The organism is Pontibacterium sinense (assembly GCF_015209595.1).
In the GTDB taxonomy this organism is placed as follows: domain Bacteria; phylum Pseudomonadota; class Gammaproteobacteria; order Pseudomonadales; family Balneatricaceae; genus Pontibacterium; species Pontibacterium sinense.
This window is the reverse complement of record NZ_JADEYS010000001.1, coordinates 109,482-130,379: the sequence shown is the minus strand read 5'-3', so window position 1 is coordinate 130,379 and position 20,898 is coordinate 109,482. Positions and strand designations below refer to the sequence as shown.

The following is a 20,898-nucleotide window of genomic DNA, read 5'->3' as shown; positions in this document are numbered from 1 at the left end:
CCCCTTTCAGCCCTGCAGTGCTGCCCTTTTGCAACAACACTGCAGGCACAGGGCTTCATGCACAATCAGAATCCCAGTTCAGGATTTCAACGCCCCCTTCTTCCACAGAAAATACACCGCCGGAACCAATACCAGCGTCAGCACCACCGCGCTGACCATGCCCCCCACCATCGGTGCCGCAATCCGCTGCATAATCTCCGAACCGGTACCGGTGCCATACATGATTGGTAGCAGACCGGCGATAATCGCCGCCACGGTCATCATCACCGGACGGACGCGCATTCCCGCACCTTCGATCACCGCTTCACGCAGATCCGACAATGCTAGCCCATCCGGTTTTTCCGCTTGTTTGGCCTTAAATGCCTGATTCAGGTACACCAACATGATCACCCCGATCTCTACCGCCACACCGGCCAAGGCAATAAAGCCCACACCCACCGCAACGGAGAAGTTGAACTGGTTCAGGTAGAGCATCCAGATACCACCAATCAGTGCCAACGGCAGGGTGCCCATAATGATCGCCACTTCGGCAAAACGCCGGAAGTTCAGATAAAGCAGAATAACGATGATCGCGAGCGTCAGTGGAACCACGTAGGTCAGACGCTCCTGCGCCCGCAGCAGATACTCATACTGGCCCGACCAGTTGATCGAATAGCCCGGTGGCAGCTCGATATTCTCCGCTACATGCTTTTGCGCATCGACCACATAAGATCCGAGGTCGCGACCTTCTATATCCACGAAGGTCCAGCCGTTAGGACGGGCGTTTTCGCTTTTGATCCCCGGCGGACCATCTTCGATGTAGATCTCAGCCACATCCGCCAGCGCGATACGTTGCCCCATGGGTGTTACCAACGGCAGCAGTTGCAGCTTTTCAACCGAGTTACGGTAGTCCTGTGGATAACGTACGTTTACCGGATAACGTTCCAGCCCTTCGACGGTCTGAGAGACATTCATACCACCAATCGCACTGGTAATGACCGCCTGTACATCCGCAATATTGAGGCCGTAACGGGCCGCTTTCAGACGTTTAATATCTACCTTGATATAGCGCCCACCCGCGACACGCTCGGAATACACCGACGCGGTGCCCGGCACTTCTGCCACCACCTTTTCCAGCTGCTGACCAATATCCTGAATCACCTTCAGATCAGGGCCTGCCACTTTCAAACCCACGGGGGTTTTAATCCCTGTGGCGAGCATGTCGATACGGGTTTTAATCGGCATCACCCAGGCGTTGGTCAGACCGGGGAACTTCACCAGCTTATCCATCTCCTTGGTGAGCTTTTCGGTGGTCATCCCCTCACGCCACTGATCCCGGGGTTTCAGCGTAATAAAGGTTTCGATCATCGTCAGCGGGGCGGGATCAGTGGCAGTATCTGCACGACCAATCTTACCAAACACCCGTTCCACTTCCGGCACAGTACTGATCAGCTTATCCGTCTGCTGTAACAGTTCCCGCGCTTTACCGATGGAGATGCCGGGATAAGTGGTCGGCATATACATCAGATCGCCTTCGTCGAGCGGCGGAATAAATTCACTGCCCAACTTGTCCAGCGGCCAGAAACCCACCACGGTAATCAGCAATGCGGTTACGACAGTGGCTTTTGGCCAGTTCAATACCACTTTAATCACCGGCAGGTAGATCGCGATCAGTAGTCGATTAAGAGGGTTCTTGTGTTCAGGCAGCACCTTGCCGCGGATACAATAGCCCATCAACACTGGTACCAGTGTAATCGCTAGCCCTGCGGACGCAGCCATAGCGTAGGTTTTCGTATACGCCAGTGGAGAGAACATCCGCCCTTCCTGCGCTTCCAGTGTAAACACCGGCAGGAAACTCATGGTGATAATCAACAAACTGAAGAACAGTGCGGGCCCGACCTCTGCGGCGGCATCACCAATCACCTGCCAGCGATTTTCCGGCGTCAGCGGGGTGCGTTCGATATGCTTATGGACGTTTTCGATCATCACGATGGCGCCATCCACCATCGCGCCAATCGCAATCGCAATCCCACCCAACGACATGATATTGGCGTTGATGCCCTGGTAATACATGACGATAAACGCCACCAGAATACCGATCGGCAGACTGATGATGACCACCAGCGAGGAGCGGAAGTGGAACAGGAACGCGGCACACACCACGATCACCACGATAAACTCTTCAATCAGTTTCTCGACCAGGTTATCCACTGCCCGTTCGATCAGCCCGGAACGATCGTATACAGTCACCACCTCCACGCCTTCTGGCAGGCTGCGCTTTAACTCCTCCAGCTTGGCTTTCACACCATTGATGGTCTTTTGGGCGTTTTCACCAAAACGCATCACCACCACACCGCCGACGGTTTCGCCCTCGCCATCCAGCTCGGCAATGCCCCTGCGCATCTGTGGACCGATGTTTACCTCCGCCAGATCCTGTAACAGGATGGGCGTACCTTTATCCGTCGCGCCCAGAGGAATGGCACGAATCGCATCTATACCGTCCAGATAGCCACTGGCGCGCACCATGTATTCTGCTTCCGCCATCTCTAAGACCGAAGCACCACTCTCCTGATTCGCCCGTTTAATGGCGTTGTTGATATGAGACAGCGGGATATTAAACGCGCGCAGTTTTTCCGGATCAACGCTGACCTGATACTGCTTTACCATACCGCCAACGGGTGCCACTTCGGACACACCCGGCACCGTTTGCAGCTCGTACTTCAGGAACCAGTCCTGCAAGCTGCGCAACTGTGCCAGATCATGCTGACCGGTACGATCCACCAGCGCGTAGAGATAGATCCAACCGACACCGGTGGCATCCGGCCCCAGTTGTGGTTTGGCACTGGCCGGTAAGCGTGACGCGACCTGACTGAGATACTCCAGTACCCGACTGCGCGCCCAGTAAAGATCGGTATCTTCATCAAAGATCACATACACATAGGAATCACCAAAGAAGGAAAATCCCCGTACGGTTTTAGCACCCGGTACCGATAACATCGAGGTGGTCAGCGGATAGGTGACCTGATCCTCCACCACTTGCGGGGCCTGTCCCGGATAGCTGGTTTTGATAATCACCTGCACATCCGACAGGTCCGGTATCGCATCGATGGGCGTTTGCTTCAGGGTAAACGCTCCCCAACCCACAAGAATCAGGGTCGTGAGCAGGACAAAGAAGCGATTCCTGATCGACCAGAAAATCAGTCCCTTAATCACAGAACGTCTCCTTGCTCACGTGGCGCTTTAGGTTGTGGCAGGACCACATCCACGACTTTTAACTCACGCATGTTACCGCCATTGAGCAACACTTGAACGGTCGTACCAGGCTGCAACTGATCAAGGTCAACCGCATCGTCCACAGGCACTTCCATCAGCATTGCCGGCTGATCCCACAGTCGAATCGGGGCATGCTGCAGCAACACCGTACGATTCTCGACATTCAGTTCGCGAACACTGGCATGTGCCCAGGTTTCGTCGATTCTGCCCATTTCAGGGGGCGTCATGCGCATAAAATCAGAGTTGATGGAAGATTCCGAATCGAGCATAAACTGCGCCGACACCACCACCTGATCATCCGGGTACACACCGTCCACAATCGCAGTACGGTTCCCTAAACGCGTGCCAGTTTCCACCCTAACAGACTTGTACTTACCATCACCCAGTGCCACCACCACCCGTTTCTGTGTACCGGTGATAATCACTGCACTGGAGGGAACATTCAGTGTTTCCGCGGTTGGTTGGGCCTGCACATCAATCTGCGCAAACATGCCCGGCTTCAGCGCCATATCCGCGTTATCAAAGCGCAGACGCACCTGCACGGTGCGGGTCTTTTCATTCAACGTGGGATAGATGTAATCCACCGTTCCACCCCAGAATCGTTCGGGCAGGAAATCGAGTCTCATCCGCGCATGATCACCGATATTGATCTGCGCGGCTTGCCGCTCAAACAACTCCGCGGTTACCCAGACCTGATCCAGCGCACCAATGCTCATCACCCGTGTCGCCGGTTTAATAAACATCCCCTGACGGACATTCAGCATGCTGACAAAACCGGACTGCGATGCATAAAATGGAATACTGTTCAGGATTTTTCGGTTTTTACGCAACCTCGAAATGACTTGCTCAGGGACACCCAAAGCGCTCAATTTTGCCCGGCTGGCATCTCGCAAATACCGGTTGCCGCTGCGTATGGCAGCTACATACTCTTCCTGAGCATTGACCAGATCCGGCGAATAGATCTCATACAAAGGCGCGCCTTTTTCGACATACTCGCCTTCCGACTGCACATGCAACACTTCCAACCAACCGGAGATCCGTGAATGCACATCCATCCGCTGTTCTTCGTCATAACCCACATAACCCACCGTATTGATGGTTTCCTGCAATGGACTGAATACCACCGGTGCAGTGCGCACTCCCAGATTATTTTCGACCTGTGGATTAATACTCACCGTACCCGGCGAATCACCGCCACCGGCCAGATCTTCGGCATAGACCGGTACCAGATCCATCCCCATAGGCGACAATCCCGGTTTATCACGTTGAAAATTCGGATCCATCGGGGCCACCCAATACAGCGGCTCATCGGCAGCAGGTGCGGCTTCCCCAACCATATCCCCGTTCATGCCGAGATATTGAGGTGCCAGATAGCCGCCAGCGGCACCGATTAATAACGCTGCGCTCGTCAGAAGAAACTTGTTCATGGATTCACCTCGCCTTCATTGGCCATCAACAGCGGATCTGCACCTGCCAGCCAGTAGTTCATGTTGGTAATCATTTGGGCCTGTTGATGCTCTAGCTGAACTTTCATCAGCTTGGTTTCAAGCTCACCCATTGCAGCGGCAGCCACATCAGAGAAACGGCCATCCGCAGCCGCATAAGAACGGATCGCCGCGATACGTTTTTCACGTAACTGACGCAGATAATCTTGGTTATAGATTGCTAAACGCTGCTGCAAACCCCGATAGTTGCTGATCGCCTGGTGAAGCTCTGCCTCGTACTCCCGAAGGCTGAGCAAACGATCTTCCCGCGCTGCTTCCCGCTGCTGCACCGCCGCATTGCGTTTAGCATCCTGCCGCTTTTCAGGAAATAACGGCAGGTCAAAGGTCAGCGCCACACTGAAAAAGTCAGCACGATCACGCCCATTTGGCATGTCATCGCGCAAGCCATAGCTGGTATCAAGTCGGAAGCCCGGTCTATAGGCTTGATCCGCCAGCTCAATCCCTCGTTGACGGATTTCAACGTCTTGCGCCAACAGCTGTAACTGGGGATGAGATTGCACAGCAGACTGCAATGCCGACACGTTATCCAGCGCCAGCAATGGCTTAATTTCCGGTAAAGAGATCGGCAGGGATTCAGCACTCATCGCCTGAGGTAACCAACGGTTAAGCTGGCCACGCAACACGGCGTCCTGTTGCTGCATACGGGTAATGCGATCATTGAGACGGGTAATCTGCAACTCAGCGTCAATCACCTCAAAGCGCCGCGCCTTGCCACTGCGAAAGTTGGCTCGACTGATATCCACCAGCTCCTGAAACAGATGGCGATTGTTCTCCAGTAACATCAGCTGTTCCTGCAAGGCATGCAGCTTGAGCCAGCGATTGGAGACTTGCTGTTTTAGTTTTGCTGCGCGCAAACGGCGCTGGATCGGGCCTTTATCAGCCTGTTGACCGAGCTGCTGCTGACGAATTTTCAAACTGTCTCCACGCGGAAACTGCTGGGACAATCCGACCTGCAACTGCGTCATATTTTCCTGATCAAAGTCGAAGGTATCGGTCGGCAGATTGGCGAGCGCCAAACGTAATTTCGGATCAGGCAACTGACCGCTGGCGAGTGCCTGCGAACGTAGCGCCTGTTCCTGGAAGTTATTGCTGCGGGCCCAATGATCGCTGTGAATCGCTTCAGCAACGGCATCCTGAAGACGCAAATCAGCCTGAACCGGCAATGTAATGGCAATGGCTGCCGCAAATATAGTGGGAATACAAAAACGCATAATCCTGTCTCTTGCATAGAAAAACTCTCCGCGCGGAATCATGCCGGCGGACCGAATTTAGGCAGAAAACAGGGGGCTTAATTCAGGAAAACAGCGTGCTGAATATGTAGACGCGGATAACCGCGGAGGAAAACTCGCTCACGGATAAAAGGGCCAGACAGACGCAGCTGCCGCCAGAGCATCACCAGCAAAATGCTGGCAGAAAGGAGATAGAGAACAAAGAAACTGGTGGATGGGTCGGCATCCTGCATAGGATCAGCCACCAGATTACGTCCCCAGTCACAGCCGCTTTCGTCGCTGCCGCAATGGGACATATCACTCATAGGCGCATCGCCAGACTGATGCTGACTATGGTCCATGACCAGATCATGGGTGAAGAATGGATCCGAATTGCTCGAACCTACCCAATTCGTACACACACCCACAGAGCAATAGACGACAAAAAACAGCAATGCGATTGCTGCCAGTGTCCTGCTGCTGATTGTTCTGAGTGCTGTGAGCATCATAGATCCATCAATGATTAAGTGCTGCCAAGATATAACATCTTGTCCTGTAGGATACGAGAGTACTAGAAAAGTTTCATGAGACGACAAAATAGTCGTCTCATGGTAACATTCTCTGTTCAGAACATTTTAAAGCAGGCAGTTCTTGGTAAATTCTTTCGCTTCGTTTGCCGTCCATTCACCCTTTGGCTTCTCTTTCATATCAGCACACCATTCTTTACTACCGATCTCTGGCGAGCATCCCTGTAAAGTTAATGCTGTAAAACCGAGAGCAAATACAAAGAGACTTTTTTTAATATTTTTAAGCATATACAAACCCTTAGATATCAGAGCAAAGAAAATAGGGGCGAATAATACCAGACCTTCACTTCATTCCATCTTAATCAGCGTATGGACTCTTAGCCAAGGAATTAAGCTCGAAAAAGTCTGTTCTGAAGGTAATCGCTGCATCTCTGGAGTGAAACGAACTCATACTAAGATAAAGCTGAACAGTGATTACAACGGTACCAGATCAATCACATCAGCGGTCGTGTCGATTGCCGCATCCGCCGCATTACCCACCACGGGGATCACCGATACAACTGCACCACCCACACGCATAGGTACGGTCACAACTTTAGTCAACACACAGCCATTCAGCATGAGCGCCATCAAAACAATCATCATGGGTTTGATCATGTGTTAACTATCCTATTCAACACAAAAAAGGAGGGGTGTAGATTATGAGAAATGGTGCCGCCACCAAGAGTCGAACTCGGGACCTACTGATTACAAGTCAGTTGCTCTACCAGCTGAGCTATAGCGGCTAAAAGATGTGAAGACATGACTGAGAGTCATGACTCTGATCCAAACGAAGACAATAAAGCGGATATCGCCGCGCTTCACCTGAATATTGGCTCCTCGAGCTGGACTCGAACCAGCGACCAATAGATTAACAGTCTACTGCTCTACCAACTGAGCTATCGAGGAATAGCCTGTAAATGGTGCCGCCACCAAGAGTCGAACTCGGGACCTACTGATTACAAGTCAGTTGCTCTACCAGCTGAGCTATAGCGGCATTTACATAGAGACATGACTTACGCCATGGCTCGCACTGTGGTGAAGATGTTTATCAACACTCTTCCCCGCAGTAGTGGCGGAACGGACGGGACTCGAACCCGCGACCCCCTGCGTGACAGGCAGGTATTCTAACCAACTGAACTACCGCTCCGCAACGGTTTGGCTCCTCGAGCTGGACTCGAACCAGCGACCAATAGATTAACAGTCTACTGCTCTACCAACTGAGCTATCGAGGAATAGCCTATAAATGGTGCCGCCACCAAGAGTCGAACTCGGGACCTACTGATTACAAGTCAGTTGCTCTACCAGCTGAGCTATAGCGGCACATATCTCAAAGAGATGTTTACAAACTCCCACCAACCACCTAATAAAAAATGGCGCGCCTGGAGGGATTCGAACCCCCGACCAACAGGATCGGAACCTGCTACTCTATCCAGCTGAGCTACAGGCGCTAGGAAGTGTTTGCAGGCGCCAATATTACGTATCTGCGACCCATTTGCCAAGTGCTTCCTACCGATCTTGACGGTCAGAGGAACAATTCCCTCCAGGCGCGCAAGATTTAGCGGCACACTTGGTCAAAAGTCACTCAATATCAAAGAGTTCCGGCACAGTGAAATTACAGCGGCACTGTGACCAGTGTGCGCCTTGCCTAACTCTCCGCATCGCCCATAAGCTGTTGTATTGTAAGCGCTTAAAATAATTGCTATCTTGCGCAAAAACGCTAAGTGCTACTCTGAGTAGCTCAGTTCACCTTAAGGAAAAGGTTCTCTCATGCTAAAAAAAATCCTCATGATTTTAACTTCAAGCATACTTGTTGTAGGTTGTTCTTCCGCGCCGCTTAAAGTCGATTTGTCATCCTCGCAATATCAATCTGATGTTGTTCATAAGATGAACATTCGTGCGTTAAACATCGTAAACAAAGCGACGCCTGGCAAGTTAGTTAACACTATGCTGGGCTCAGATACTCATTTTCCAATTCAGACAGCACAACCAACTAGGTTGACCATTGAAAATGATATACACCGTTACTTTGTAGAAACTACTCAAGAAAACCATAACTCCTCGGATTCAGTAACAGTTACTATCTATAAAGCTGATGCCTACTGGGTGTGGGGAGGGATGTCAAAATTTCCAATTTTTGGTTTGTTAGCAGTAGATAGCGATACTCCTTATCGGATGAACTTAAAAATCCTTCTAGAAATTGAAAACAACGGGAAGGTCGAGAAAAGTTATTTCTTCGATGAAGTTATCGAGATTCAAGCAAGTGCAGCAACAGAAAAAGCTATTAAAACCGGTTATGCTGCTCTAGTTGCAGAATCAAGAAGGGTTCTCTTTTCTGAACTAGATGAACGATTTATTAGTAGATATTTGTAATTATTGCTCGGTCAGTCATTCTAGGAGTGCCGCCGCATCAATAGGGACACCCATTTATGCGGCCATCACATAAAAGGGGAAACCAGCATTTTGACTGTCTCCCTTATATTCTCCTGAACTATTTAGGCAACGGATTACTAACCGGGCTAAGAAGCCCTCAGAAGCCTTCAAAACAAGGATCTCCAGACCTTATAAGGGTAGGTGATCACACCGAAATCCGGAGGAGAAGCGGTCACAGTGGATTATGATTCAGCACTGTGACCTGAGTGTGGTCACTTAGCTTGCTTTAATACCACGACACTTCGGAAACTGCGAACATCCCCAGAACTCTAGCCCTGCATGCTGCCCCTGACGTGCTTTACGCTTCACCATCACAGATGAACACTTTGGACATGACGGACTCCCAGGAGCGCTCTCAACCTGCCTCAGCGCATCGTCCGGAACTGACTTCTTGGCATACCGGATCATCTTATCGAGCTTAACGCCGTCGATAAGACCTATACGTTTCCCGCTGGCAAATGCTTTGGCTTCCTCAGTAAAATAACCGGAGGTCACAACAAATCCACCTCGTGCTCCATCACCGGCAATCACACCATAGAGTTCACGCACCACAGAGACGCCGACACTCTTTGTCTTCCAGTGTTTGCACTGAACAAGGTAAGCATGGCCGTCCTTTCGGAGGTGAACATCAACACCGCCATCGGCACCGGACTCTCCACCGTCAATCACGCTATAACCAAGCTGCCTGAATGCATGACCAACCAACAACTCAAACTGCGTCCAGCTCATGCTGTCCGTGGGCTTGGATGTATCGCCAGGCGTGCTATGTGCTTCTGTGCGGGGTGTGTTCTGAGTAGGTGTAGATACGTAGTATTCGGCCAGTTTCCGTCCTCTGAACGCTTTCAGACCGGACACTGCCGCACCGATGACAAACGCCATCGGAACGATGTATTGCAGAGCCGAAGCAACGGCCTTAAACAGCATACCACTCATATCGTATGGATTTGCTGATCCCTGCTTCACTGCAAGATCTAGTTCCGATGTTGCGTAATGGTGAAAGAGCATGTAGCAAACCACAGCAATGATCAGGCTCGCCCAATATGGGAGGATTGAAGCAATCTCAACGAGATCTTCAAGAGGTGAGGTGCGGCGCTTCCTTGCCATATTAAATCCCTGTCATGATTATGGGACCGCCAGTTTAGCACCTACAGGCATTGCTGCTAATATCCATTACCCGAACATATATTCATTAGGGAATGATGACATGACGTTCCAGCCCAACTTAGCCCCGGGGCAGCGTATTTCCAACCAGGACCTTTGCGATCTCTTCCTGTGTGGACCTCAAGGTGGAATGCGTAAAAGCAACCGACGCAACTGTTTGGTGCTGTTCACAGACCACGCTAAGTCTCTCTATGACGATCGATGGGACGAGAACGGTATTTTGCACTACACCGGCATGGGGCTCATTGGCGACCAAACGTTATCCAGGAGCAATAAGACACTCGCCGAGTCTCCTATGACCGGCATCCAAGTTTTTTATTTCGAGAGATTCACCGGAAAGTCGACTGACTACATCTTTGTTGGCGAAGTAGAACTGGCTGACAGCCCATATAAGGAGGTCCAACCCGACACCGAAGGAAATTACCGCAGCGTGTGGGTTTTCCCATTGAAGCTCATTACAGGAGCTCCTGCACCTGAGATTCAAGTCGACGAGCTCTCAGTCACGTTAATCGCGCGCCAGAAGGCCGCTAAAGCACTTTCAGATCAAGACCTTACACGGAGACTCCGCAATCGCCCTAAGAGCTCAGCACGAACAGATAGAAGCGTTTGTTCCGTGCAGCATCCACGTGATCCACTCGTTGTTGAATTCGCTCTCAGACGGGCTCAGGGATGCTGTGAGCTTTGCGAACAACCAGCTCCATTCCTGAAACCTGGCGGTGAGCCGTATTTAGAAGTGCACCACATTGAGTGGCTATCCGAAGGCGGCCGGGACACCACTGACAACGTTGCGGCACTTTGCCCAAACTGTCACCGTCAAATGCACTCATTGAACAAAGCCGGCGATAGGAAGAAACTGCAGCGATCAGCCTCTCAAAAAAGCTTGTAGAGAATCAAGGACCTTTCGACAATCATTGCAATAGACTCGCTTAAACATGTCGGAAGCAGAGCGAAATTATAAACTAAATATTTTTTAATTATCTATTTGATAGCAAAGGATATTTTTGACTTAGACAAGCTAGACATAGTAAAATAAATACTTGTTACCTTCCATGCTTTATCGGTGAGAGTTCGAACGTTCGGGCATGGTCGTAAAGTCAGTCTAAGATTGACGGAACCCAGAAGGGAACTGGCATAGGGTTCATGACCGGAGTCTACTCTAAAAAGAGGTCGCTGTAGGTCTGCTAGTGACAAACTTTCCCCATAGTTTGAATACAAAATACAGCGAAGTCGCCCCCTCAATGAGCAAGCCGCTATACGCGGTCTGAGGACATTAGGATCGACCCGACTTACTTCACTGGTTGAAGGTTTAACCCTTCCCGTGGGGTAGGGGAAGTCATGTCTTTCCTAATGAGCAATCTTCTCCAATTCATTCCATTCATCATGCTAACGCATTGATCCATGTCTTCGGCGTAAGCCACATAACATCCTCTAACTCTTGTCAGTGCTACTCCGCCAATGATTATTTACTCCGGTAACAAACATCCAACCAACCCCATGGAGTTTTTGGGTATATGCCTCTCTTCCATTATATTAATAAGACTTTTCTATATTACGGGTTATTCCATCCATACCCAAAAGCTCGCGGAATTAAAGAAGACTTCAGAGTCAACAGTTCATCAATGATTTTTCCGGATGACGTGGATAACCCCTAGAAAATTTCGGAGTTGATGAAGGTAGTGCAGGCGATGAAAACCGCCCGCCACTCAGTAACCTTATACTTCAGATTCGGCTGACTAAATCCTCGGCGCGGAGATGGGTATAGCGGTTCAGCATCTCCAATGTTTTGTGACCGGTAATCGTCGCCACCTCCATCGTATTCAAACCCTTTTCGAAAAAGCGGCTGGTGGCTTCATGCCGCAGATCGTGGAACCGAAGTCCTTCGATGTCAGCCCGTTTACATGCACGCTCGAACGCCTGTGAGATGCTGTCTGGCTGGATTTCAAAGACTCTCTGCGCATTCCTATCCATACCTTCAAGCAACGCAACGGCCCGATCTGACAGCGGCACATTACGGGGCACCCCAGTCTTAGTCTCAGGGATATGAAGCGTCCGATTTTTGAAATCGATATGTTCCCATTTGATCTTTGCCAGCTCGCCTCGACGCATAGCGGTTTCTACTGCCAGCACAACAACTTTCTGGACCACTGGTGACTCTGTGAGCGCTACCAACAGCTGATCATACTCAGAGTCCAATAACCGTCGATCTCGTCCTCTGGGGCGTTTAGGCTTCCTCACAGTTGGAATACCCTTCGGGAAAGGCACGCCCCACTCTTGATGTGCGAGCTTCAGGACTTTACTCAGAAGAGACAGACGGTGAACAACCGTAGTAGGTCCGACCTGCTTGAGTTGATCATCCCGAAAATCCGCAAGGTTTTGATTAGAAAGGTTAAACAATGAAGTATGACCGAGGAAAGCAATCACTGGACGCGCCGTGGATCGCTCTACGCGCTGTTTCTTTGGATCGGTTAACAAGGATAGGTATTTCTCAATCGCATCCCTGACGGTCATACGCTCTGCCACTGATGTATCGACAAACACACCCTTCTGAATCTCAGCCTCGATCATTCTAGCCCACGCCACAGCATCTGATTTCAGCGTGAAGGACTTGGCTTGCGGTTTGTGCCCTTTCAGGCGCACCTGTGCCTGCCATTTGTTTCTTAACTTCCGGATTGTTGCCATGTTTCGACTCCCGACAGATCAACATCAACTTGATAAGCTGATAACGATTTTAGGGGGCCGGTCACACGGTGTCGGGGGAAAAATTGGAAGAAGTGTGATCAGATTGTGACCAGAACATCCGGCACGATATATGAGGAATAGGCAAAACAAAGGGGAAGCAGCATGGTTACTGGTTCCCCTTCGTATTGAGCATGTGAGTGAACAACGGTTTATTTATCTGTTGAGCGAGTTAAAACCCAAGTCAAAGTCGTTCCAGTTGATTAGGTGGAGATTACCCTCCTGGTAAGCTCCACTGATTTAGTCTTATCTCTACAAACTTTTCAGGTATGCGGAGTTTCTCAGCAACCTGATAGGGTGTTTGTTTGTCAACATTCACCCAGTGACTAACATTCTCTTTAATATGTGCTGGCATAAGCAGTTCAAGTGCGGCTGCTATACCCGCATAATCCCTAACAAAAAGCTCTGCTTGCGCATCAGGCCTGCCCAGAGCAGGGATATCAACAACTGCCTTTGCTAGAGCCTGAATATCCGTAGAATGTGTTATTAATTCATCTGCTTCAAATAATAGATGCGACGCTTCTTTTATGAGAGTGAATCGCTTCCAGCAATCATTGATCTTAGAGCTAAGTATCACGAGCCCCACACCTTTCGCTCCATCGCTAATCGGCTGCAGATGCGCTTTGTATCCTGGACGCTGATCTAACCATTTACTAAAAGCACCTGGAGAATCAAAAACAGCAAGCATTCCACGTAACTCGTCCCGTTCCATATTCACTGCCAGTGACCGTATTTGACAACCAGATACTTCTTCGATCGCATGAATAAGATGTGCGGTTGCATACTTAACTGATGGGTTGAATTCCAGAGCATTATATAGGGACATCCTTACATCCTCAGCTCTGGATACTAGTAGCTTTTCAAATTCTGTCATGGCAATCCCGCCGATACATAACCTGAGCAAAGGCCCGCTCAGATGGAAAAGATAACTTCGAAGTTGAAGTAAAACTCAGACAATAAAAAACGGGCCATAATAGGGCCCGCTTTTATATTAGGAGAATAGTTTATTCAGAAGCTTGGATAGGATCTACAAATGCAACAGCACGGCCGTTATCAAGATTCACAATAGCCTCATGTGCTGCAGCAAGGATACCCTCTGCAGAATCTGCAGTTGGATTAGTAGGGTAAAAACGGATTCCTTTAACGCCGTTATCCGTAGCCCATTGCTGTAAAAATTCTTGAGTGCTCATGATGAATTCCTATTAGTCCTTTTTCCCAAGACGTTACACTGACAACATTACTTACACGTTACTTAATATAAAACACCGCCGTTTTCAGCGGGACGCACATAATACATGTAACTACGTATAGTGTAAACGAAACTGGGTGTTTTTTGATCTATTAGTTCGCCAATTAAGACAACCTAACTCGTTTAATCCTCCGTGGCAAGTATACCAAGGCGCTTACCTGACTAGTTTAGGACAGAAAACAGGCAGTAGTGGAAACTGATTTAGTAGAGCGCCTCATAATAAATGATAACTGTTATTTCATAACATGTGACCACAATGTGCCGCTGAGCATCACAACATAGCTACTGACGAAAAGAGGATGATCCGACCAAAACGCCAATACATAGTGAGGCAGCGTTCAGGGCGTATCTGATTGATTTTGAGAGGGTATTAGAGGTGATGGGATCGGAACCTGCTACTCTATCCAGCTGAGCTACAGGCGCTAGGAAGTGTTTGCAGGCGCCAATATTACGTATCTGCGACCCATTTGCCAAGTCTTTGTTCATGCGGGTTTAAGGCGGTTAAAGATTGATCTATCCAGACCCGCGGGGCGTACAAAAAACAGACAGCTTAGTTTGTTAATTCAGGTCAAAAAACGGGCAAATAGCACGCCAATGTGGATGCTTTTGTAAATTTCACCTTAGACCTTTGCCAAAGCCCCGTTTCCGTTGTGCGTATTTACCGTTATAATGCCCGCCGATTAAGTTTTGCGCAGTGGAGTCTGCACTCGCTCGTGAGGGGCATCCGGCAGACCAGACTGTGAAATATTTTTAAATTTAGGATGATTGTGAGGTCGTAACTGTGAAGAAATTTGCTTCTATGCTGTGCGCTCTGGGGCTGGGCTTTATGCTGGCTACTTCTGTTCAGGCGGCTACTGAAGAAGAAAAAATTATTGAGCGTATCAAAGCGGTAGGCTCTGTTTGCGTAGAAGGCGACGACACTTGCGGTGGCGCTCCTGCGGTTGCGGCTTCCGGCGGTGCTCGTTCTGCTGAAGACGTTTACAACACTAAATGTGCAGCATGTCACGGTACAGGTGTTGCTGGCGCTCCTAAATTCGGCACAGCTGATTGGGCTGACCGTGCAGGTAAAGGCATGGAAACTCTGATGGCGAATGCGATCAACGGTATCAACGCAATGCCACCACGTGGTACTTGTGCTGACTGTTCTGACGATGAGATTCAGGGCTCTATCCAGTACATGCTGGACAGCGCTAAATAATTTAGCCTGAGTCGAAAAAGAAGGCCGCTGATGAGCGGCCTTTTTTGTGCCTGATATTCAGCGGTCGCTTCAATCAAACATGTTGCGTAGGTTAGATAACGTCGCCTGACCCCGTTCACGACTGCGCACCGGACAACTTTCTGATCCACCTTCAATATCCAGATCATCCTGCGGCAACTCGGCGATAAACCGGCTTGGCGCACAATCCACAACTTCACCGTATTGCTTACGCTGCTTGGCCAATGTCATGGTCAGGGTTTCACGGGCACGGGTAATCCCCACGTACGCCAGACGGCGTTCCTCTTCTATATTGTCGGTTTCGATACTGTTGCGATGGGGTAACAACTCCTCTTCCATACCCATCAGAAACACGTGCGGAAACTCCAGACCTTTGGAGGCATGCAGGGTCATCAGTTGAACGCGGTTGTCGTCTTCATCTTCCGCCTGCTGGTCCAGCATATCGAGCAACATCAAGCGCGCGATGGTTTCCTTCAGGCCTGCATCGGGGTCGTCTTCCTGCAACCGTTCCAGCGTATTCTTCAGGGAATCGACCAGAAACCAGACATTCTGTATGCGTTTGTCGCCCATCGCTTCGCTGGAACTGTTCTGACGGATCCAACCTTCATAATCAATATCCATGATCAGCTCACGTACGGCCTCAATCGGATCGCCCCGCTCACTCTTACGATAGATATTGTGCATCCACTTACAGAACCGGCGTAACCGATCCACCGCCGCGGCAGGCAACGATTGCTCCAGCCCCAGCTCATCACACGCGGCAAACATGCCGATCTGGCGTTCGACAGAGTACTGCCCCAGCTTCTGCAAGGTACTTGGCCCGATTTCACGGCGCGGCAAGTTGATAATACGCAGGAACGCATTGTCGTCGTCCGGATTCACCAGCACCTTGAGATAAGACATCAGGTCTTTAATTTCAGCCCGTGCAAAAAACGAGGTGCCGCCACTGAGCTTGTAAGGCACCTGATAAGACTGCAGCTTCATCTCCATCAGGCGCGCCTGAAAGTTCCCGCGGTACAACACGGCAAAATCCTTGAACTGCACCTTTTTACGCAGGTGCTGATCAAGAATTTCGGTGGCGATACGTTCACACTCAGCATCTTCATTCCGGGTGTGGATAACCCGCAATTCATCACCAAACCCCATTTCACTCCACAAGGTCTTCTCAAACACGTGTGGATTATTCGCGATCAGGGTATTGGCCGCCTTCAGGATACGGCTGGTTGAACGGTAATTCTGCTCAAGCTTCACCACCTTCAGAGACGGAAAGTCCTCGTTCAGCTGCACCAGATTTTCAGGCCTCGCGCCACGCCACGCGTAAATCGACTGGTCATCATCACCTACGACGGTCAGTGCTCCGCGATGGCCGACCAGCTGACGCACCAGTCGGTACTGAGACAAGTTAGTATCCTGATACTCATCCACCAGCAAATAACGGATGCGATTCTGCCAGCGGTCCAGCACATCGGGATGCTCGGTAAACAACTTCACCGGGATCAGGATCAGATCATCAAAATCCACCGCGTTATAAGCACGCAAATGGCTGTTGTACGATTCATATGCACGTGCCGCAAGAATATCCTGCGGCAGCTGAGCTGTGGCCAACGCGGTTTCCGGCTCAACCATGTCGTTCTTCCAGTTCGATATCTGATGCACCACAGCGTCAACCTGATCGGTATCCTCGCCATTATGCAGCATCAAATCTTTCAGCAGCGCTTTGCTGTCCTGATCATCAAAGATGGAAAATCCCGGTTTAAAGCCCAACACCCGATGTTCTTTACGGATGATGTTGAGACCCAGGTTATGAAATGTGGAGACCGTCAGTCCTTTGGTCGGCTTCCCCACCAGCAGCGACGATACACGCTCTTTCATCTCACGGGCCGCTTTGTTGGTAAACGTTACCGCAGCCACATTGTGGGCGGACACGCCGCATTCATTGATCAGGTACGCAATCTTCCGGGTAATCACACTGGTTTTGCCTGAACCAGCACCCGCCAGCACCAGCAACGGACCGCTGATGTAGTTAACTGCCTCCCGCTGCCGGGGGTTTAATCGGGACATTTAAGTGACACTCCGGAAATTTTGTCGACACAAGTACTTGATTAATGATTCAAAAAAGGTAACTTCTGACCGAGGTTTAAACACTAAGTAACTCATAACACACTGAGAACAAACAAATTAAAACGTACGTTTGAAATTTAGCTCAAGAACACTATATGATGCAGATATCGTCAAAACACAATTATGACATGTTCGCATTTCAACAACATGGCTCAGTTAAGCCCAGGACCCTTGGCGTGAAGGGGGAAACGTCCGATGTTATCGGCACCCAAAAAGCTTAAAAACAGTCAGCCACGGTTGTTATTAATCGATGGTGACAGCGGCTGCTGTGATCGGCTGCGTGATATTTTAGGTATCACCGCGACACAATTGCTCTGTTTTCCAACCCTGCACGCGCTGTCTGCGGAATCTTTACATGCCGACGACATTGTTCTGCTGGGCTTAAGTGATTGTGGCGAGGAAGCATTCCATACGTTACGCCTGCTCACCGCTCAACTACCGACCCAGCCCATCATTGTACTGGCTCCTGAGGTCGGCGGCGAACCTGGCAACGAATTACTCACGCAAGGAGCCAGCGATTATATCTCGCTGGATCACGCCACACCTGAAGTATTGTTCCGAGCTTTCCGTTACGCCCGCGAAGCACATCAAAATAAAACTGAAATTAATCAACTACGTAACGCCGATCCTTTAACAGGATTGGGTAACCGCCGCTGCTTCTACCAAACTAATTTGAACCTCATCAAGCAGGTTGTCTCCGGTCAGTATCAACTAGCGCTACTGACCGGAGATCTGGACGGATTCAGCAAGTTTAACAGCCAGCACGGCCATCAGGCCGGTGATGAGATTGTCGTACAACTTCGGGATCGGCTGATCAACGCCACACCACACGCACATAACATACACCGCCTGGGCAACGACGAGTTCGCTATTATGCTCGCGTGCGATGCCAACGATGATCTGCACGAAATCACCCGGCACCAGGTCAAAACACTGCTGCTCGCCACCAGCTCCCCGTACAAAACCAACAACCGCAGTTCAATCCTTCCGTGTAGCATCGGCATTGCCTATTACACCTCATCCGATGAATTGGATCTGGATGAATTGATGCGCCGCGCCGCACGCGCCCGTTTGCAGGCTAAACAAGAGCATCCCGGCACGTATCAGGTCTACGATCCGTCGCTGGATGACAAACAGTGCAGCGCAAGCGAATTGGAACCCGAGCTGGCATTTGCCTTGCGGGCCAATCAGTTTGAGCTGTTTTTCCAACCCCAAATTGATCTGGAAAGCGGCAAGATCGCCGGTGCAGAAACCTTAATCCGCTGGCGTCACCCTAAACGGGGCCTGATTATGCCAGCGGAATTTATCAGTCTCTGCGAACGCAACGGCATGATCATCCCGATTGGATACTGGGCCATCCACCAAGCCGGGATAAAACTCAAAGAGTTGCAGCTACAGGGCTACGACAACTGCCGTATTGGTGTGAATCTCTCATTCCGCCAGTTTCAGGACAGTAATCTGTCACAGACTATTCATCGCATTATCAGCCAGAATCAGATCAACAGTGCATTTTTGGAGTTTGAACTGACCGAGTCCGCCCTGATCAGCGATGAACAACATGTCAGTTACTGCCTGCAGGAACTGTCTAATCTAAGCATCGATTTTGCACTGGATGATTTCGGCACCGGTTACTCATCTTTCGCCCTGCTACAGAAACTGCCGATCAGTACCCTGAAAATAGACCGTTCCTTTATCCGTAATGTGGCAGACAACCCGAACGATGCCGAAATCGTGCGTGCGATTATTAACCTTGCCCACAGTCTGGATAAAAAAGTAGTCGCAGAAGGGGTCGAAACCCCTGAGCAACTCGACTTCCTGATCCAGCACGGTTGCGATCAGGTACAAGGCTATCTGTACAGCCCGCCGGTGCCGTTTAAAGACTTCGTGCAGATGCTGGAGCAGGCGTAAGTCCACGGCGGTAACTCAGGGCTTCCAGCAGGTGGGAGGTTCCCACTTGCTCCAGCCCAGCCAGATCCGCGACGGTTCTGGCGACCCTCAAGATGCGATGAAAGGCCCGCGCCGACAGCTGCATCTTCTCCAGCGCATTCACCAGTAACAGCTTGTCGTCTTCACTGATTGCGCACTGTCGTTCCAGCTCAGGACCTTCCAGCTGCTGGTTACAGCATCCCTGACGTTGAATCTGGCGTTCACGGGCAGCCACCACCCGTTCCCGCACCTGAGCGCTGGTTTCATTGGTGCCAGTGTGCTCTAACATCTCCTGCTTGGAGATGGCGCTCACCCAAAGCTGCATATCGATACGATCAAGCAACGGACCCGATATTTTCTCCTGATAACGGCGCACCATATCCGGGCTGCAACGACAGCGTTCGGTGCCGTCGTTGTAATACCCACAAGGACAGGGGTTCATGGCCGCGATCAACTGAAAGCGGGCAGGAAAACTACACTGGCGCGCCGCGCGAGAGATCAGGATCTCGCCTGACTCCATCGGTTCGCGCAGCACTTCCAACACCTTGCGATTAAATTCGGGTAACTCATCTAAGAACAGGACACCCTGATGGGCCAGTGAGATCTCACCCGGACGGGGACTGCTGCCCCCTCCCACCAGTGCCACCGCCGATGCGGTATGATGGGGCGCTCTGAAGGGACGCCGTCCGCTGATAACATCCCCGCTGATACCGGACACCGAATACACCGCCGCCACATCTAACCGCTCACCCTCCTGCATCAAGGGCAACAATCCGGGTAAACGGTTCGCCAACATGCTTTTCCCGCTACCTGGCGGACCTGCCAAAATCAGATTGTGCTGCCCAGCCGCTGCAATCTCTAACAACCGCTTCGCTTTACTCTGTCCTTTAACATCTTGCAGATCAGGGTATTTCGGCGCAGCCAGTGCCTGACTGTTTTCTGCACAATATCGGGGCACCGGCTCGCTGCCCAACAAATGTGAGACCAGCTGCAGGAGGTGCTCAATGGGATAGATGGCCAGACTGCGTACGATACCCGCTTCTTCGCGGTTATCCTGCGCCAGAATCAGGCTATGACCTTTCTCCGCACAACGCATCGCCGCAGGCAGTACTCCGCGCACCGAGCGTACCTGCCCGGACAATGCCAGCTCGCCAAGGAACTCCCGCTGCTCTAATGCTTCCATCGGAACCTGCTGGCTGGCCGCCAGAATGCCAATGGCAATCGCCAGATCATACCGGCCACCCTCTTTAGGCAAGTCCGCAGGGGCGAGATTGATGGTGATGCGGCGTTGGGGGAACTTAAAACCGGAGTTGATCAGCGCGCTACGGACACGCTCTTTACTTTCTTTCACCGCAGTCTCGGGCAGGCCGACGATTGAAAGTGCGGGCAGACCACCGGACAGGTGGACTTCAACAGTAACTTCAGGGGCTTCAACACCCACCTGTGCACGGGTGTGGACGATTGCGAGTGACATAACATCCTTCCTTGGATCGGGGATTACAGCAAGCTGGCCGCGACAGGTTCC

The 20,898-nt window shown here is 50.7% G+C and carries 16 protein-coding genes and 7 tRNA genes; 4 read left to right on the top strand and 19 right to left on the bottom strand.

Going from position 1 to position 20,898, the window contains the following annotated elements; genetic code table 11:
• Positions 1–78: 78 nt before the first annotated feature.
• From IOQ59_RS00590 to IOQ59_RS00530, 13 genes are all read right to left on the bottom strand, one after another.
• Positions 79–3,192, bottom strand: a complete 3,114-nt coding sequence (locus tag IOQ59_RS00590; RefSeq protein WP_193951306.1) for an efflux RND transporter permease subunit — start codon at positions 3,190–3,192, stop codon at positions 79–81.
• Positions 3,189–4,679: an efflux RND transporter periplasmic adaptor subunit gene (locus tag IOQ59_RS00585; protein WP_193951305.1), complete on the bottom strand. Its 1,491-nt coding sequence runs from the start codon at positions 4,677–4,679 to the stop codon at positions 3,189–3,191. Before IOQ59_RS00585 ends, IOQ59_RS00590 begins: the two co-directional genes overlap by 4 nt.
• Positions 4,676–5,968, bottom strand: a complete 1,293-nt coding sequence (locus IOQ59_RS00580) for a TolC family protein (protein ID WP_193951304.1) — start codon at positions 5,966–5,968, stop codon at positions 4,676–4,678. The genes IOQ59_RS00585 and IOQ59_RS00580 overlap by 4 nt, the downstream gene beginning before the upstream one ends.
• 77 nt (positions 5,969–6,045) lie before the next feature.
• Positions 6,046–6,474 carry a hypothetical protein gene (locus IOQ59_RS00575; RefSeq protein ID WP_228050585.1) on the bottom strand — a complete coding sequence of 143 codons (429 nt, stop codon included), beginning with the start codon at positions 6,472–6,474 and terminating at the stop codon, positions 6,046–6,048.
• A gap of 126 nt (positions 6,475–6,600) precedes the next feature.
• Entirely contained in the window at positions 6,601–6,780 is a 180-nt protein-coding gene (locus IOQ59_RS00570) for a DUF3012 domain-containing protein (protein WP_193951302.1), read from the bottom strand.
• Positions 6,781–6,966: 186 nt separating this feature from the next.
• Positions 6,967–7,149 carry a DUF6726 family protein gene (locus IOQ59_RS00565; RefSeq protein ID WP_193951301.1) on the bottom strand — a complete coding sequence of 61 codons (183 nt, stop codon included), beginning with the start codon at positions 7,147–7,149 and terminating at the stop codon, positions 6,967–6,969.
• A gap of 52 nt (positions 7,150–7,201) precedes the next feature.
• Positions 7,202–7,277, bottom strand: a tRNA-Thr gene (locus IOQ59_RS00560).
• An 87-nt stretch (positions 7,278–7,364) separates the two neighbouring features.
• A tRNA-Asn gene (locus IOQ59_RS00555) sits at positions 7,365–7,440 on the bottom strand.
• Positions 7,441–7,452: 12 nt separating this feature from the next.
• A tRNA-Thr gene (locus IOQ59_RS00550) sits at positions 7,453–7,528 on the bottom strand.
• A 76-nt stretch (positions 7,529–7,604) separates the two neighbouring features.
• Positions 7,605–7,681 (bottom strand) — tRNA-Asp (locus IOQ59_RS00545).
• Positions 7,682–7,690: 9 nt separating this feature from the next.
• Positions 7,691–7,766 (bottom strand) — tRNA-Asn (locus IOQ59_RS00540).
• Between the two features lie 12 nt (positions 7,767–7,778).
• Positions 7,779–7,854 (bottom strand) — tRNA-Thr (locus tag IOQ59_RS00535).
• Positions 7,855–7,905: 51 nt separating this feature from the next.
• Positions 7,906–7,982 (bottom strand) — tRNA-Arg (locus IOQ59_RS00530).
• 319 nt (positions 7,983–8,301) lie between these two features.
• Between IOQ59_RS00530 and IOQ59_RS00525 the strand changes: the two genes are divergently transcribed.
• Entirely contained in the window at positions 8,302–8,904 is a 603-nt protein-coding gene (locus tag IOQ59_RS00525) for a hypothetical protein (protein WP_193951300.1), read from the top strand.
• A gap of 276 nt (positions 8,905–9,180) precedes the next feature.
• Here IOQ59_RS00525 and IOQ59_RS00520 read toward each other — a convergent pair whose 3' ends face one another.
• Positions 9,181–10,068 (bottom strand): restriction endonuclease, encoded by an 888-nt coding sequence (locus tag IOQ59_RS00520; RefSeq protein WP_193951299.1) that lies wholly within the window; start codon positions 10,066–10,068, stop codon positions 9,181–9,183.
• A gap of 100 nt (positions 10,069–10,168) precedes the next feature.
• Here IOQ59_RS00520 and IOQ59_RS00515 point away from each other — a divergent pair, with 100 nt between their 5' ends.
• Positions 10,169–11,011: an HNH endonuclease gene (locus IOQ59_RS00515; RefSeq protein WP_193951298.1), complete on the top strand. Its 843-nt coding sequence runs from the start codon at positions 10,169–10,171 to the stop codon at positions 11,009–11,011.
• A gap of 833 nt (positions 11,012–11,844) precedes the next feature.
• On the opposite strand, the gene IOQ59_RS00510 is transcribed toward IOQ59_RS00515, so the two are convergent.
• From IOQ59_RS00510 to IOQ59_RS00500, 3 genes are all read right to left on the bottom strand, one after another.
• A complete protein-coding gene (locus tag IOQ59_RS00510) occupies positions 11,845–12,804 on the bottom strand; it encodes a site-specific integrase (protein ID WP_193951297.1) in 960 nt (319 codons plus the stop codon).
• 271 nt (positions 12,805–13,075) lie between these two features.
• Positions 13,076–13,735: a hypothetical protein gene (locus IOQ59_RS00505; RefSeq protein ID WP_193951296.1), complete on the bottom strand. Its 660-nt coding sequence runs from the start codon at positions 13,733–13,735 to the stop codon at positions 13,076–13,078.
• Positions 13,736–13,865: 130 nt separating this feature from the next.
• The gene (locus IOQ59_RS00500) at positions 13,866–14,051 is read right to left on the bottom strand and encodes a hypothetical protein (protein ID WP_193951295.1); all 186 of its coding nucleotides are present in this window, start codon (positions 14,049–14,051) and stop codon (positions 13,866–13,868) included.
• A gap of 840 nt (positions 14,052–14,891) precedes the next feature.
• Between IOQ59_RS00500 and IOQ59_RS00495 the strand changes: the two genes are divergently transcribed.
• The gene (locus IOQ59_RS00495) at positions 14,892–15,308 is read left to right on the top strand and encodes a c-type cytochrome (protein WP_371871804.1); all 417 of its coding nucleotides are present in this window, start codon (positions 14,892–14,894) and stop codon (positions 15,306–15,308) included.
• Positions 15,309–15,377: 69 nt separating this feature from the next.
• Here the strand turns inward: IOQ59_RS00495 and rep are convergent, their stop codons facing one another.
• On the bottom strand, positions 15,378–17,387 hold the full coding sequence (gene rep, locus IOQ59_RS00490; protein ID WP_193951294.1) for a DNA helicase Rep: 2,010 nt from the start codon (positions 17,385–17,387) through the stop codon (positions 15,378–15,380).
• A 255-nt stretch (positions 17,388–17,642) separates the two neighbouring features.
• On the opposite strand from rep, the gene IOQ59_RS00485 reads away from it, so the two are divergent.
• The gene (locus IOQ59_RS00485; protein WP_193951293.1) at positions 17,643–19,355 is read left to right on the top strand and encodes a putative bifunctional diguanylate cyclase/phosphodiesterase; all 1,713 of its coding nucleotides are present in this window, start codon (positions 17,643–17,645) and stop codon (positions 19,353–19,355) included.
• Here the strand turns inward: IOQ59_RS00485 and IOQ59_RS00480 are convergent.
• Positions 19,321–20,847 (bottom strand): YifB family Mg chelatase-like AAA ATPase, encoded by a 1,527-nt coding sequence (locus IOQ59_RS00480; protein ID WP_193951292.1) that lies wholly within the window; start codon positions 20,845–20,847, stop codon positions 19,321–19,323. The genes IOQ59_RS00485 and IOQ59_RS00480 overlap by 35 nt on opposite strands.
• Positions 20,848–20,898: the final 51 nt, after the last annotated feature.